12 protein-coding genes and 1 pseudogene are annotated in these 15,594 nt (G+C 28.0%); 12 read left to right on the top strand and 1 reads right to left on the bottom strand.

All coding sequences use genetic code 11. From position 1 onward, the window contains the following. Window positions 1–454 precede the first annotated feature (454 nt). From rpsF to OL66_RS01290, 7 genes are all read left to right on the top strand, one after another. Window positions 455–742 (top strand): 30S ribosomal protein S6, encoded by a 288-nt coding sequence (rpsF, locus tag OL66_RS01320; protein ID WP_034172155.1) that lies wholly within the window; start codon window positions 455–457, stop codon window positions 740–742. A 14-nt stretch (window positions 743–756) separates the two neighbouring features. Next, entirely contained in the window at window positions 757–1,101 is a 345-nt protein-coding gene (locus OL66_RS01315; RefSeq protein WP_034172154.1) for a single-stranded DNA-binding protein, read from the top strand. 137 nt (window positions 1,102–1,238) lie between these two features. Then, the gene (rpsR, locus tag OL66_RS01310; RefSeq protein WP_011160386.1) at window positions 1,239–1,478 is read left to right on the top strand and encodes a 30S ribosomal protein S18; all 240 of its coding nucleotides are present in this window, start codon (window positions 1,239–1,241) and stop codon (window positions 1,476–1,478) included. Window positions 1,479–1,548: 70 nt separating this feature from the next. Continuing rightward, entirely contained in the window at window positions 1,549–4,122 is a 2,574-nt protein-coding gene (gene rplI / locus OL66_RS01305) for a 50S ribosomal protein L9 (RefSeq protein ID WP_238568782.1), read from the top strand. Further along, window positions 4,119–5,462: a replicative DNA helicase gene (gene dnaB / locus OL66_RS01300; RefSeq protein WP_034172153.1), complete on the top strand. Its 1,344-nt coding sequence runs from the start codon at window positions 4,119–4,121 to the stop codon at window positions 5,460–5,462. Before rplI ends, dnaB begins: the two co-directional genes overlap by 4 nt. 70 nt (window positions 5,463–5,532) lie before the next feature. After that, the gene (gene prfA / locus OL66_RS01295; RefSeq protein ID WP_034172152.1) at window positions 5,533–6,588 is read left to right on the top strand and encodes a peptide chain release factor 1; all 1,056 of its coding nucleotides are present in this window, start codon (window positions 5,533–5,535) and stop codon (window positions 6,586–6,588) included. Window positions 6,589–6,680: 92 nt separating this feature from the next. Next, entirely contained in the window at window positions 6,681–7,238 is a 558-nt protein-coding gene (locus tag OL66_RS01290) for an L-threonylcarbamoyladenylate synthase (RefSeq protein ID WP_034172151.1), read from the top strand. A gap of 38 nt (window positions 7,239–7,276) precedes the next feature. On the opposite strand, the gene holA is transcribed toward OL66_RS01290, so the two are convergent. Beyond that, window positions 7,277–8,248 (bottom strand): DNA polymerase III subunit delta, encoded by a 972-nt coding sequence (gene holA / locus OL66_RS01285; protein WP_034172150.1) that lies wholly within the window; start codon window positions 8,246–8,248, stop codon window positions 7,277–7,279. A 261-nt stretch (window positions 8,249–8,509) separates the two neighbouring features. Between holA and yihA the strand changes: the two genes are divergently transcribed. From yihA to OL66_RS01260, 5 genes and pseudogenes are all read left to right on the top strand, one after another. Next, window positions 8,510–9,100, top strand: a complete 591-nt coding sequence (gene yihA, locus OL66_RS01280; RefSeq protein ID WP_011160392.1) for a ribosome biogenesis GTP-binding protein YihA/YsxC — start codon at window positions 8,510–8,512, stop codon at window positions 9,098–9,100. Window positions 9,101–9,296: 196 nt separating this feature from the next. Next, window positions 9,297–11,944: pseudogene (locus OL66_RS01275) on the top strand (valine--tRNA ligase). Window positions 11,945–12,063: 119 nt separating this feature from the next. Next, window positions 12,064–12,621 carry an ECF-type riboflavin transporter substrate-binding protein gene (locus OL66_RS01270; RefSeq protein WP_034172149.1) on the top strand — a complete coding sequence of 186 codons (558 nt, stop codon included), beginning with the start codon at window positions 12,064–12,066 and terminating at the stop codon, window positions 12,619–12,621. A 57-nt stretch (window positions 12,622–12,678) separates the two neighbouring features. Next, window positions 12,679–14,445 (top strand): ABC transporter ATP-binding protein, encoded by a 1,767-nt coding sequence (locus OL66_RS01265; protein WP_034172148.1) that lies wholly within the window; start codon window positions 12,679–12,681, stop codon window positions 14,443–14,445. Then, window positions 14,435–15,280 (top strand): energy-coupling factor transporter transmembrane component T family protein, encoded by an 846-nt coding sequence (locus OL66_RS01260; RefSeq protein ID WP_052177933.1) that lies wholly within the window; start codon window positions 14,435–14,437, stop codon window positions 15,278–15,280. The genes OL66_RS01265 and OL66_RS01260 overlap by 11 nt, the downstream gene beginning before the upstream one ends. The last annotated feature ends 314 nt before the right edge of the window (window positions 15,281–15,594 follow it).

Raw genomic sequence — 15,594 nt, 5'->3', positions numbered from 1 at the left:
TTTCAAAAAATTATTTTACTATTTTGAGAATCTAAATATATTTCTACTAATTGAGATACAATAAAAACACTTATCCAAAACCATTTTTTATTTGATAAAGGTATTTTATCATACCAATTTTCTTTATAAGTTCCTTTTGTTTTTATTTTTGAATACACTTTATTTTAACTAAAAAAAACACTTAATAAAACAACAAATTATTTATTTTTCATCAATTTTATTCACATCTTATTTCATTTTTACAAAAATTCCCAACTTTAAAATTACTTTTTTTATTTTTTTATTACCTTATCCAACTAAAAAACCTATAAATATTAAAGTTTTGTCATCTAATTAACTCAAAAAAATATTTTTTTGTTATAATATTAATGTCTTATAAATTATAAAATAAAATGCTTATTCCTTGTCTTTACAATTTAGAGATAAAGACCGCGTAGGCCATAAGGAGAAAAAAATGAAAAAATACGAAATAATGTATATTTTACGCCCCAATTTAGACAGCAAAGACGTTAAAAAAATTAATGACACTTTGCAAAATGTTTTTTTACAAGCCCCAAATCAAATTTTGGAACAAAACGAAATAGGATTAAAAGACCTAGCTTATCTTATTGATAATCATAAAAAAGGATATTACAATTGGTTAATGGTAAAAGCAGATAATGATGCTGTTTTAGAATTTAATCGTATTGTTAAAATTACTGAAGAAATTATTAGATTTATCTTTATCAAAGATAAAGAATAAGGAGTTTAATTCATATGATTAATAAAGTTATTTTAGTAGGTCGCATTACCAAAGACCCAGAACTAAAAAATACTAATAGTGGTACTTATGTTGTTAAATTTACTTTGGCAGTTAATAGAATTGTAGGTGCTTCTAGCGAAAAAAAAACTGATTTTATCAATTGTACTGTTTTTGGTAAACAAGCTGAAAATTTAGAAAAATATATTTCTAAAGGTGCTTTAATAGGTGTTGAAGGAAACATTAGAGTAGAAACTTGGGAAAAAGACGGTGTAACTAATTGGCAAACTAGTGTTGTTTGTAACAATGTCCAATTCTTAGAATCTAAAAAAAATCCTGATAATGCTTATGACAATTTCTAAAATTAAAAACAATTCTTAAATTAACTGATATAAAATAATAAACAAATATCACAATCAAATCTTAAAACAAAAACATTAAATACAAGAGAACCAAACCAAACAACAATAAATATTTTCAATTTCAAAAGGAGCTACAAATGAAATTCAACAATAAAAAAAATACTTTTAAAAAACGTCGCAAAGTTTGTTTTTTTACTGAAAACAAAGTAACTAAAATTGATTTTAAAGACATAGAACTTTTACAAAGATTTATTACTGACCGTGGAAGAATTCTTTCTAGAAGAGTAACAAATACTTCTGCTAAATGGCAACGTCAATTGGCAATTGCTATTAAAAGAGCTCGCCATATGGCTTTAATTCCTTTTATCCAACAATAAAAACAGGTGTTGCATCCTGTTTTTTTTATTAATTGCAAATATTAAAAACCAAATTTATCTAATTATTTAAATGCAAATGAGGGCAAAAAAAATTATGTTTTCTAAAAATAAACATAACACAAAATTTATTGTAATTGCTTGTGTAATTGTTGTTTTAATTTTAATTCTTTTTTGTTTGGATTTCCAAAATATCCAAGAAATTATCGAAACAATTAATCAATTAACCAACAATCAAAACCCAAGCCAAAATACTGCCAGCGAAATGAGTGGTATGCGTCGTAAAATCATTTTTTTCATTTTTAACTTTTTTGGAAAAATCATTTTAGCATCCTTTGTTATCAGTTTTTTGCTTCACATTAAAAAAAACGCCCAAATTAAAAGATTAAAAAACAAACTTTCTTTATGGTCTAAATTATCTTTTCACGTAAGTCAAATTGGAGAAGAAGTACTTAACGAACTTCCTATTGGTATTGTTTTAATTGATATTTCTAGTCAAGAAATTCAGTGGCTCAATCCTTACGCCAGTTTTATTTTGAAAAATCCTGAAATCAATTCGCCCTTAGCTCAAATTAATGAAAATATGGCACAACTAATAAGCACTTCTGATGCAATCCCCAAAACTATTATCACTTTGGAAAACAAAAAATTTGAATGTTTTTATAAAAAAGATTTAAATGTTTTTTACTTGTTTGATGCTACCGAAAAAAAACAAATCAAACATTTATTTTTACAAAAAACCTTAGCTCTTGCCATGATTACTTTTGATAATTTAGCAGAATCCTTAATTCGTTATGATCTTTCAGAACAATCACAAATACAAGGTGAATATTTAAGTGCTTTATCTGATTACATTGAACCTTATGAAGGTTATTTAAAACAATTGATAGACGACCGTTTTTTACTTCTTCTTAACCGCCAAAACTTAGATAAAATGTTAGAAAATAAATTTATTATTTTGGATACCATCCGCAACATTTCTTACAAATATCAATTAAAAGTTACTCTTTCTATGGGAATTGCTTGTTGGAATTTGTCATATGAAAAACTGGCTACCTACAGTCAAAATGCAATTGAATTAGCCCAAAAAAGGGGTGGCGATCAAGTAGTTGTTAATATTGAAAATGAAAAAATTAAATATTTTGGTGCCAAAATTGCTTCTTTAAGTAAACAATCCAAAGTTCATGCCCGTATTAATGCCCAAAATTTGGTCGATATTTTGAAAAAACACCGCCATTGTTTTATCATGGGACACACTCACACCGACCTTGATGCTTTGGGTTCTGTCATTGCTTTTTACAAAATTGCAACCACTATCCATCCTGAAAGCAACAATTATATTATCCTTGATGAAGAAAAATTAGACAAAAGCCTCATTCCTGTTTATAATCAATTAATTAAAACTGAGGCAAAAACATCTCTAAATATTATTACAACCCAACAAGCCTCCAAAATGATTAAAGACAATTCCTTAATTGCAGTTTTGGATACTCAAACTAAAGATATGGTAAATAGTCCCGAACTTTTGTCACTAACGTCCAATATTGTAGTTGTTGATCACCACCGCGCTACCGAAGAAATTATTCCTTCTATTTTTTCTTACGTCGAATCATCTGCTTCTTCAACTGTTGAATTGCTTGTTGAAGTTATGGGATTTTTGGAAAAAGAAGTCCACATTACTGCTTTTGAAGCAAGCATTATGTATGCAGGTATTTTAATTGATACTAACGCTTTTATTTATCGTACAAGTTCTAGAACTTTTGAAGTAGCTTCCAAATTAAAAGATTTAGGCGCTGATGCAATTGAGGTTAAAAGTTGGTTACGTAAAGACTTTGATAAAGTTTTAGAAATTAATAAACTTATTTCTGAAATGGAAATTTTTATGGATAGATTTGCTATTATTCAAAGTTCTGAAATTTATGAAAATCGTTCTTTTTTAGCTCAAGTGGCAGAAAGTGTTCTAAACATTCGCAACGTTGATGCTGCCTTTATGATAGCTCAAATAGCAGATAATAAAATAGCAATTAGTGCTCGTTCTTACAATGAAATTAACGTTCAAACTATCATGGAACAAATGGAAGGTGGAGGACATCTCAATAGCGCTGCTACTCAATTAGAAGGAACTAATATCAAAACAGTTACAGATACTTTAAAACATTTTTTAAAATTAGAATATGAAAAAGGTGAAAAGAATATGGAAATTATTTTGTTAACTGACATTCCTAATAAAGGAAAAAAACACGAAATTATTAAAGTTAATAATGGTTATGGCAATTTTTTAATTCAAAATAAAAAAGCTCTTTTAGCAGACAAAACCAATTTAGCTGCAATTAAACAATCCCAAATGTTAGAACAAGAACAAAAACGTAATCACGAACTTTTAATGCATAAATTAAAACAAGAAATTGATGACAAAAAAATTACTCTAGATATTCAATTAGGACCTAAAGGAAAAATTTATGGAAAAATTACTCTCAAACAAATTGCTGAAGAATTTTTAAAAGTTCATAATATTACTCTTGACCGCAAAAAAATATCTTTAGAAGGCGAAATCATTGCTATTGGTATTTATCCTGTTGATGTTTTTCTAACTGATCAAATTAAGGCTACTTTTTTCCTTAATGTGACTGAAAGAAAAAGCAAATGACCAATTATTCTAAAAATACTCCTTCAAGTCCTGAAGCAGAACGTGCTTTGTTAGGAGCTTTACTTTTAAACCCTGAAAAAATAGCTTTTACCTTAGATATGATTGCAGAAACTGACTTTTACAGCTCTCATCACCAACATATTTTTAGAGCAATGAAAACTTTGCATGAAACTAACAAACAAATTGATTATTCTTCAGTAAGTGCTATTTTAGACAATGAAAAATTATTACAACAAATAGGAAATATCGATTATTTAAATGAATTATCTGATTTGATGCCTTCTACTCAACATATAGAAACCTATATTGATTTAATTAAGGAAACTGCTTTAAAAAGAGAAATTATCGAAACTGTCACTTCATTAGCACAAAAAGGATACGAAAACATTGATGTCCAAGAATATTTGGATTTTTCAGAAGAAAAAATCTTTAATTTAACTAAAAACAAAAAAACCAGTGAATTATTAAAATTAAAAATTTTGTTAAAAGAAATTAAAGAAAAAAATATTCTTGCCAAACGCCATAAAGATTTAGTAGGTCTTTCCACTGGATATGATAATCTCAACAATATTACTTTAGGATTTAAGCCCGAAGAATTTATTATTTTAGCTGCTCGTCCTTCCATGGGAAAAAGTACTTTTATGCTTAATTTAGCTCTCAGAATTGCAAATCCCAAACACAATTATCAATCCCCTCATATTGCTATTTTTAGTTTAGAAATGTCAAACGAACAATTAGCTATGCGCATGTTAAGCACTCAATCAAAAATACAGCACAAAAAAATTCAATTGGGTAACACAAACAGAGAAGAAAAATTTTTGTTAGAAATATCAATGGAAAAAATGGATGATCTAAATATTTATTTTGATGATTCAGCTACAGTAAATATTTTAGATATTAAAGCTAAATGTCGCAAACTTAAAAGTCAAAACAAACTTGATATTGTAATGATAGATTATTTGCAACTTATCCGCAAAACTAATAAACACAACCGTCAAGAAGAAGTAGCAGAAATTTCTCAAAGTTTAAAACAAATGGCACGTGAATTAAAAATTCCTGTTATTGCCCTTTCACAATTATCAAGGGATGTAGAAAAAAGAGAAGACAAACGTCCCATTTTGGCTGACCTCAGAGATTCAGGTTCAATTGAACAAGACGCCGATATTGTAATGTTTTTGTACCGAGAAGGTTATTATGAAAAGGACAAAAAACCCGATTCTTCTGGACACACCCAAGTTATTATTGCCAAAAATCGTCAAGGATCAATTGGTATTAGAGAATTTATACTTGATTTTGATCATATGTTTTTTTCAGAAATCGAACCTAATATAAATGAATAAAAAAGCATTTTGATTGATTAAAATATTTTTTTAACCCCCCCATTCTTTTTTAAAAAACAAAGAGGTAAATATGCTTGACAGATTAAAAATAATAAAACAAAAATATCAAGATTTACAAAAACTTTTGTTAAACGAACAAAACATAAACCAAAAAATTGACATTTTAAAAAATTTATCAAAATTAGAACCCACAGTAGAACTTTTTAACCGATACTTAAATTTAGAAACCGAATTTACTCAAATACAGACCATTTTAGAAACCCAACAAGATCAAGAATTATTGCTTTTAGCACACCAAGAAAAAGATACTATTTTGTCAGAAAAAAAAACTACCTTAGATCAATTAAAAATTTTGCTCTTACCCCAAGATCCTTTTGATAAAAAAAATGTTGTCTTAGAAATTAAAGGTGCATCTGGTGGCAACGAAGCGAATCTTTTTGCAGCTGATTTATTACGAACCTATGTTAAATACGCCGAAAGCAAAAAATGGAAAGTCGAAATCCTCAATCTAAATCCCAGCATTAAAGGCGGTCTTTCTTCCGTAGAACTTTTAATTTCTGGAAAAAATATTTATTCTTTTTTAAAGTATGAATCAGGTGTGCATCGCGTCCAACGTGTTCCTGCTACCGAAGCCCAAGGGCGAATTCACACTTCTACTGCTGTTGTTTTGGTAGTTCCCGAAGCAGAAGAATTAGAATTAAAAATTGATTGGCATGACATTCGCACCGACACTTTTAATTCTAGCGGACCTGGTGGACAATCAGTAAACACTACTAAATCAGCTGTTAGACTTACTCATATACCTTCGGGAATTAGTGTTGCTTGTCAAGAAGGAAAAAGCCAGCACGAAAACAAAGATAAAGCATTTACCATTTTAAAAACACGCATTTATAATCAAATGTTAACCGCTAAACAAGAAGAAGAAAACAAACACAGAAAAAATTTAGTAGGAACTGGTGAAAGAAGCGAAAAAATAAGAACATACAATTACCCCCAAAATCGTATAACAGATCACAGAATTGGACTTACTTTACAAAAATTAGATATTATTATGGAAGGTAAACTCGATTTAGTTATTGAACCTTTGATTCATGAAGCCCAAAAAGAACAACTTTCCCAAAGTTAGTTTTGATGCAATTTCTTTTAAAAAACCAAAATAAAAACAATTCAATTAAAAAAACCAGTTTAAGATAAATAAAGATAAATAAAGGAATTATTGTGAAACCAAAAGATATTATTATTTTTCCAACCGATACAGTTTATGGTATGGGCGCTAAATTATATGATAAAAAAGGACTCAATTGCATTTATCAAATTAAAAAAAGACCTTTAAATAAAAGTATTGTTGTTTTGTGTGCATCTTTACAACAAGCAAAAAAATTGGTCCAATTTAGTCCCCAAAGCCTTAAATTAGCTCTGCATTTTTGGCCAGGCCCTTTAACTTTAATTCTGCCTACCACTTTGAAATATTTTTCTAAAACAAAGGCAAAAACTTTAGGAATAAGAATCCCCAATCATCCTTTAGCTTTGGAAATTTTAAAAAAAAATGGTCCTTTAAAGACCACTTCTGTTAATCAAAGCAATCATCCTCCACTAAATGATTACCAAACTATTTTTAATATTTATTACAATAAAGTCGCCTTAATTTATCAAAACTATCACCCGATTTTAAAAATATCTTCAACTATTGTTGATCTAAACACTTTTCAACCAGTTATTTTAAGGCAAGGAACAATTACTCAAGAAGAAATTTTACAAATCTTAAAACCTTTGTGACCGTCAAAAAATTGTAAGTTATGTGCTTAGTTTTCAAATTACAAAAAAACCTTTTGCTTACCCAATAAAAACATTTCCAAACCGATATCTTTATTTACAGCACCCATTTTAATTTGATATTCTAATTCTATTAAATCTAAAAACAGTGTATTTAATTTTTGCGTTTCAATCAATTTTGCTTCTTTCATTAAAAAAAATACTTTTCCTTGTGAAACTGGCAAAACTTTTTGCACTTCTTCTGGGTTTTTTTTTTGTTGCAACATTTCTTTTACCAATAACAATTCTTTAATTTTATGAGTTAATTGATTTATAACACGAAAAGCATTGATTTTTTGCGTTTTTAATGTTTGATACATTTGATAAGCATCAATATAATTTTGTTTTAAAAAAAGATTAATTAATCCAAAAATATTGTCATTTTCTTTAAAAGCATTGATTTTTTGCACCAATTGACAAGTTATATTTTTATCATTTGATTGAAATAATTTGATTTTTGTTATTTCTTGATGTAATAAATAAAGATTATAGTTAGTTTTGCTCACTAATTCTTGGATAGCTTTGGTATCAATTTGAAAACCATCTTTTTGAAAAACTTCCATGATATATTTAAAAAAATCTTTTTTCTCCAAACTGTTTGTCGTTTTGCAAAGACAATATTTTTCCCAAATTTTTTGAACTTCAGATGCTTTAGTTGTTTTTTCTGCAAAAAAATATAAATCTAAATTGTTGTAAGGATTTTGTAAATAAGAAATTAAAAAAGCCATTTCTTGAGGTTTTTTTTGAAATAAAATTTCACTGTGATCCACCAAAACTACTTTTTTCCATGCGCTTTCAATCAAAGAAGTGGTTTGTAGTTCTTTTTGCAGCTCTGTTACAAGATCTTTTTGCATACAATAATAAACTACATCTAATTGTTTTTGTTTACAAATATTAATTATTTTTTTTATTTTTTTTTCTAGAAAAAACCTTTGTTTTCCCCAAATTAAATGTATGTTATTTGTTTGTTCCAAATTAAAAACCTCATTTTGCCCTTTTATTATTAATTAATTGTTTGTTTTTTAAATGTTTTGCAAAAGATCAATTCAACATTATTATCATTATCACTATTGTTATTTTATCAAAAAAATATTATTATAAAACGATATCACAAAATATAAAGCAACAAAAATAATAATTTGCTATAATAATATTTGTAAACCACCTTCAAAAATTTCCCAAAATCACCAATCGCAAACAATTATAGACAAAAGCAAAGAAAAGGAAAAACCAAAATGATTAAAAAAGCCACTTTTGTGCGTAGTATTGTCCATTTTAAAGATATTCCTTTGAAAAAACAACCCGAAATTGTTTTAATGGGCAGAAGCAACGTTGGCAAAAGCACTTTCATCAATGCTTTAACTCAAAGAAAAAAATTAGCTAAAATTTCTCAAACGCCTGGCAAAACCATCACCCTAAACTACTATGACATTAACGAATCTTTTTATTTGATCGATACTCCTGGATACGGTTATGCTAAAAAAAGTAAAGAAATTCAAAAGCAGTTATTGCCGATGATTATTTCTTTTTTGGAACAAACTTCTCATCTCAAAGCAGTCTTTCAGCTAATTGATTTTAAAGTGGGTGCTACCCAAGAAGACGATAGAATCCATCAAGCTCTTTTGCAAGCGGGTTTTGAGGTCGTCTTGTTATTTGTTAAAAAGGATAAAGTTAAAAAAAATCTTGTGCCCAAACAATTAAAAATGCTTGTTAATCACTTTCCCCAGATTAAATATTTTTTTTTGATTTCTTCAAAACAACAAGAAGGGCTGGAAGAATTAAAACTGTTTTTAAGTCAATTAATGGATCCAAATGCCAATGATTAAAAAAGGAGTCCCTTATTTTTTGGCTCTTTTATTTTTAGCTTTTCCAACTTTTTCACTTTGCAAAAAAATTTGTAATTTTTTTTATTTCCTCCAATCCATTTAAACATTCCCAAAACCCCAAACATAACCCCCAAAAAACTTTTAAAACCCAAAAACTTCAACCCTAAAAAAAGAAAATAGAAAGAAGCTAGCTTTTATGCAAACTAAATATGATTTTAAAAAAGTAGAACATCAAAGATACCAACAATGGTTAGAAAAAAAATATTTTTGTGCCAATCCAAACGCCAACAAAAAAACTTTTACTGTTGTAATTCCGCCTCCCAATGTAACAGGAAAACTGCATTTGGGACACGCTTGGAATAACACCATTCAAGATATTATTATAAGATTTAAAAAAATGCAAGGCTTTGATGTGCTCTTTTTGCCTGGGATGGATCATGCAGGAATTGCCACTCAAAATAAAGTTAAAGAACAATTAAAACAAGAAGGGCTTTTGACCAAAACTTTAAGTAAAGAAATTTTTTTAAATATGCGTGGCAGTGGAAAGAAAAACATGCCCAAAATATTAGGCAACAATGGCAAGTTTTAGGGCTGCATCTAGATTATAATTTTGAAAAATTTACCCTTGATCCTGATTTGAGCCAAACAGTTCAAGAAGTTTTTGTCAAATTATACCAAAAAAAATTAATTTACAGAGATTATAAAATTATTAATTGGGACCCCGAAACTAAAACAGCCCTTTCTAATGTAGAAGTAAATTACCATGAAACTGAAGGAAAATTATATTATATTAAATATTTTTTGGTTGATTTTCCAACTAATTCCAATTTGTCTGACGCTTCTTTGGTTCCTTCTTTTTTAGAAATTGCAACCACTCGCCCCGAAACCATGTTTGCCGATCAAGCTTTAATGGTAAATCCTAACGACCCTAGATATCAATCTTTTATTGGCAAAAAAGTTTTTATTCCTGATACTAACATCCAAATTCCTGTTATTAGTGATAATTACGTAGATATTAATTTTGGTACAGGAGTTGTAAAAGTGACACCTGGACATGATATTAATGATTTTGAAGTAGCTAAAAGACATCAATTAAAAGCTTTATTATGCATGAACGAAGATGGCACTATGAACGACTTAGCCTTGCAATATCAAGGATTAGACCGCTTTGTTTGTCGTCAAAAGTTAGTGCAAACTCTTAAACAAAAAGGATTTTTTACAAAAACCGAAAATCACCTTCATAAAGTAGGATATTCAAGTATTTCGGATGCCATCATCGAACCGCGTCTTTCTTTACAATGGTTTTTAAAAACCAAAGCCATCGCCCAAATTGCTTTAAAAACGAACAAAATCAATTTTTTTCCGCTTCGTTTTGAAAATATTTTTAATAATTGGCTCCAAAATATCGAAGACTGGTGTATTTCGCGTCAATTATGGTGGGGTCATCAAATTCCTGCTTGGCATAAAGGACAAGAAATTAAAGTTCAAATAGAAAGTCCTGGTCCAGAATGGAGCCTTGATTGTGATGTTTTGGATACTTGGTTTTCTTCTGCTTTGTGGCCTTTTAGCACTTTGGGATGGCCTAATTGCAATGCCCCTTTATTTCAAAATCGTTTTCCTACTGATGTTTTAGTAACAGGCTATGACATTTTAACTTTTTGGGTATCAAAAATGGTTTTTCAAAGTATTTTATTAACCCACAAAGACCCTTTTAAAGATGTTTTATTACATGGTTTAGTAAGAGATAACAAAGGACAAAAAATGTCTAAATCAAAAGGTAATGGTGTTGATCCTTTGGAAGTTGTTGCCAAATATGGTACCGATGCTCTTAGATGGTTTTTAACTACTAACGCTGCTCCTGGGTTTGATTTATTCTATGATGAGACTAAAGTTGCTTCATCTTGGAATTTTATTAATAAATTGTGGAATATTAGTCGTTTTGTAAAATTAAATACCAGCACCTTAGACACTGATTTTGATATCAATCTTTTGACTTTGACCCAAAAAGCCCTTTTAACACAATTGCATTTAACAACTCAAAAAGTAACAACTTTATATCAAAAATATGAATTAAAAGAAATTGGAAAAATTTTATATCACTTTGTTTGGGAAGATTTTGCTAATTGGCATTTAGAATTTGCCAAACATGATTTAGATCAGAATAACTCCAATTTAACAAACTTGCACAACAGTCAAAAATTTTTAGTTTATATGATGAAACATATTTTGCAACTCTTACATCCTTTTATTCCTTTTGTAACTGATGCTCTTTATGAAAATTTTGACAATAAAACGAACATTACTCAAACCACTTTGCAAAAAACTTCTTATTGTAATTTAGATGCCTTAGCTGATTTTGAAAATCTTAAAAACTTAATTATTAAAACACGTCATTTAAGACAAGAATCCAATATCAATTGTAAATTAAATTTAGAATTAGAAGTTGCATCTCAATTTTTAACTATCCTCCAAGATTTCGTAAATTTGCAACAAGCTTTAGAAAAATTTTTCAAAACTTTACAAATTAAAATTACTAACAAAGTTACCAATTCAAAAAAAACTATTTGGTTAATTGAAAAAAATTTAAGTCTTTATATTGACCGCAAAACCCTAAACGAACTTAATGAAACCAAATTTGAAAGTAATTTTTTACAACAAAAAAATACCCTTCTTAAAGAAATTAAAAGAAGTGAAACCATTTTAAATAATCCATCTTTCTTGCAAAAAGCCGCAAGTGCCAAAATTGAAATTGAAAAAAAGAAATATGAAAGTTATTGTAAGCAATATAAAAAATTGTTAGAAAGTAAAAACAATTCTAATCCGCTAAATCCCAACAAAAAATAAAAAATTTAAATAAAACTATAAATGAATAATTTAAGCTTTGAAATTAAAAAACATTACAAGCAAAACCCCAACCCACTAATATTTTCCAAACCCAAACCATTTATTAAAGGAACTAACCAATGTCAAAAGATGATTCTATTAAAAAAACTGTTACTATAGGATTGAGTGCTGCGATATTTTTTGTTTTAAGTTGTTTTGCCTCTATTCCTGTGGGATTTAATGTAAGTATTGAAACTTCAGTCGCTTTTTTAGCTTTCATTGCTGTTGCTTTTGGTCCTGCGGTTGGTTTTTATGTAGGACTTATAGGAAACACCATTAAAGATTTTATTTTGTTTGGAAATGTTTCTTGGAATTGGGTTTTATGCTCTGCTCTTATTGGATTTATTTACGGATTGCCGCATAAAATAATTGATCTTAAATATCAAGTGTTTACCAAGAAAAAAATTGTTTACTTTTGGCTTTATCAGGTTGCTTTTAATTTTATAATTTGGGGTTTTTTTGCTCCTCAAAGTGATTTATTGATTTACGGACAACCACCTAAACTAGTTTATTTACAAAGTTTTTTGATAGTAATTTCTAATATTTTAGCTTATAGTGTAGTAGGAATTAAATTAATGTCTATGTATTCTTGTCATTACACTAAACAAGCTACTTTAATTAAAATTAATAATTCTTAAATATTTTTAAACATCCTTAATCAATTTTTTTATTTTATAACTTCAAAGAGGAACTTTATGCCAAAACCATTAATCATTTTTAAAGATTTTAGTTTTCAATATTATAGTCAACAAACACCAACTCTAAATCAAATTAATTTAACTATTTATGAAGGACAAAAAGTTTTGATTGTGGGCAAAAATGGTAGCGGTAAATCTACTTTTTTAAAATGTATTAATGGTTTGATTCCTCATAGTTATCAAGGAAAAATTACAGGTACTGCTATTATTAAGGATAAAGTCTTGACACAAACCAATATATTTGATCTATCTTTGGATGTGGGTACCATTATGCAAGATACAGATAATCAATTTGTAGGTTTAACAGTAGCAGAAGATATAGCTTTTGCCTTGGAAAATGATGATTTGCCTCAAAGTGAAATATATCAAAAAGTAAATATGTGGGCACAAGATTTAGGATTGCAATCCTTTTTAGATTACAAACCACAAGAACTTTCTGAAGGTCACAAGCAATTAGCATCGATGGCAGGAGTTTTAATTTATAATCCTTCTATTTTGTTATTTGATGAATCTCTATCCAATCTTGATCCTGTTTCAAGAGCCAAAATGACTGCTTTAATAAAAACTATTCATCAAAAATACCATTCGACTATTTTAGTTATCGAACATTATTTAGAAGATATTTTAGATGATTCTTTTGATAGGGTAATAGTATTTGAAGATGAAAAAATTATTTATGACAATTCTCCCCAAAAATTAATTTTAGAAAATATTTTAACTAAACAAGGTATCCAAGAACCAACTTATATTAGTGCTTTGAAAAAGGTTGGTATCAATTTGGGAAGCCTTCCTTATTTATTAAATTTGCCTGCCTTACAATCCTTAGATTTTGTTCAATATTTTTCCAATCAATTAACAAATTTAAAAAAATGTGCTATTTCTCAAAACGACCCAACTCAATTATTGCCTTTTTTTCCCAAACATTTTGACCCATTTTGCCCCATTTTGCAATTACAAAATATTTCTTATCACTATGAATCCAAACAACCCAATATTTTAAATGACATTTCTTTGGATTTATTTCCAGGAAAAATGATTAGTATTGTTGGTAAAAATGGTAGTGGTAAATCTACTTTAGCCAAAGTTATTTGTGGTTTTTCTAATCCTCAAACAGGAACTATTTTATTAAATAATCAAGATTTAACACATTTGTCTTTACAACAAAGATCAGAAAAAATTGGTTTTGTCATGCAAAATCCCCACCATATGATTTCTCAAAAAACTGTTTTTGAAGAAGTAGCATTGGGGCTTTTAGGAAAACAACTTTCATTAACTGAAATAAAAACCAAAGTGCATGCCATTTTGAAAACTTGTAATTTGGATTGTTTTGTTAACTGGCCTATTTCTGCTCTTAGTTTTGGACAAAAAAAAAGACTTACCATTGCTTCTATTTTAGTGATGCAACCCCAAATTCTTATTTTGGATGAACCTACCATAGGACAAGATTTAAAACATCACACACAAATTATGACTTTTTTACAAAAGTTAAATAATAAAGGAATTACCATTATAATTATTACTCATGATATGTCTTTAATGCTTAATTATACTCAAAGAACTTTGGTTTTGGAACAAGGAAAAATTATTGCAAATACTACTCCTTTAAAAATTTTTACAGATATGTCTTTAATGCAAAAAACTTCTCTCAATCCTATCAGCTTGATTGTTCTTATCAATAAATTGCCATTTACATCAGAACAAAAAAATGTTTTGTTAACTCAAATGTTGGCTTTTTTAAAGGAGGATTGTTGTTATGGCAAATAGTATGTTACAATATTTACCAGGTAATACTTTCATTTATAAAATCCAAGGAGCAACTAAGTTATTGTTTTTAATTTTGGTTTCAGTTGCTTGTATGATGGTCTATCATGTATGGTTTTTGTTAGGACTTGTCTTTTTTTCTTTGTTTTTGTTTTGGTGTGCTCAAATTAAATGGCAGCAAGTAGCGTTTGTAGTTAAAGGAACTTTCTTTTTTTTGTTTGTAAACAATATTATTATTTTTTTTTGTTTTAGAAATTATGGTACTCAAATATATAACTCCAAAACCCCCATTCCTTTATTTTTTAATCTTTTAACCCAAGAACAATTATTTTATCAATTTAATGTGTTGTTAAAATATTGTTGTATTATTCCTTTATTTTTAATCTTTATTATAACTACTAATCCCAGTCAATTAGCTGCTAGTTTAAATAAATTAGGGGTTAGTTATAAAATTAGTTATGCTTTTGCCCTTACTATTCGTTATATTCCTGAAATTCAAAAAGATTTTAAAAATATTTCTCTCAATCAACAAGCACGAGGTATTAAAGTTGTTAAAAAAACTCATTTTTTGGCTCGTATTATTGCAGATATTAAAAGAATTGCCCTTATTATTCCTCCTTTGATTTTCTTTAATTTAGATAAAATTGATGTAATTACTAATGCTATGCAATTGAGGCGTTTTGGTAAATACAAAACAAGAACTTGGTATTATGAAAAATCTTTTAGTATTCTTGATTTGTTTACTTTTTTATTAGGATTGGCACTTCTTTTGCTTGGTGTGTGGCTTTTGTGCCTTTATGATAGGTTTTATTATCCTTTTGCCCAAAACCCTTTTTGATAAAATATTGCCAAATTATTAAAATCAAACAATTAAATATTTTGAAAAATTATAAGATCAACTCTAAAAAGTTGGTTTTTTTTGTTATATAAAATTTCAAGGAAAACAATCATGATATAAAGATGAGTGAGCAAAAAATTCCTTTTTTTTTGATAAAATGATGTTAATAGCAATATTTTTTATTTTTAAATTGCTGTTGTAAAAAAAGATAAAGGGGTTAAAAAGTGTTAGGTGGTTAATAAAAAAATGTCAATATACTTTTAAAGTATTTTTGATGCAATTTAGCAAAAAAATTGTATTTTTTTATTTTTAGT

This window comes from Chrysanthemum yellows phytoplasma (assembly GCF_000803325.1).
Taxonomy (GTDB): domain Bacteria; phylum Bacillota_I; class Bacilli_A; order Acholeplasmatales; family Acholeplasmataceae; genus Phytoplasma; species Phytoplasma asteris.
This window is presented reverse-complemented; position numbering and strand designations above follow the sequence as displayed.

What these genes read in the sequence shown, in the direction of transcription:
- rpsF (WP_034172155.1), top strand. Translation starts at nt 455, where the DNA reads ATGAAAAAATACGAAATAATGTATATTTTACGCCCCAATTTAGACAGC.
- OL66_RS01315 (WP_034172154.1), top strand. Translation starts at nt 757, where the DNA reads ATGATTAATAAAGTTATTTTAGTAGGTCGCATTACCAAAGACCCAGAA.
- rpsR (WP_011160386.1), top strand. Translation starts at nt 1,239, where the DNA reads ATGAAATTCAACAATAAAAAAAATACTTTTAAAAAACGTCGCAAAGTT.
- rplI (WP_238568782.1), top strand. Translation starts at nt 1,549, where the DNA reads ATGCAAATGAGGGCAAAAAAAATTATGTTTTCTAAAAATAAACATAAC.
- dnaB (WP_034172153.1), top strand. Translation starts at nt 4,119, where the DNA reads ATGACCAATTATTCTAAAAATACTCCTTCAAGTCCTGAAGCAGAACGT.
- prfA (WP_034172152.1), top strand. Translation starts at nt 5,533, where the DNA reads ATGCTTGACAGATTAAAAATAATAAAACAAAAATATCAAGATTTACAA.
- yihA (WP_011160392.1), top strand. Translation starts at nt 8,510, where the DNA reads ATGATTAAAAAAGCCACTTTTGTGCGTAGTATTGTCCATTTTAAAGAT.
- OL66_RS01270 (WP_034172149.1), top strand. Translation starts at nt 12,064, where the DNA reads ATGTCAAAAGATGATTCTATTAAAAAAACTGTTACTATAGGATTGAGT.
- OL66_RS01265 (WP_034172148.1), top strand. Translation starts at nt 12,679, where the DNA reads ATGCCAAAACCATTAATCATTTTTAAAGATTTTAGTTTTCAATATTAT.
- OL66_RS01260 (WP_052177933.1), top strand. Translation starts at nt 14,435, where the DNA reads ATGGCAAATAGTATGTTACAATATTTACCAGGTAATACTTTCATTTAT.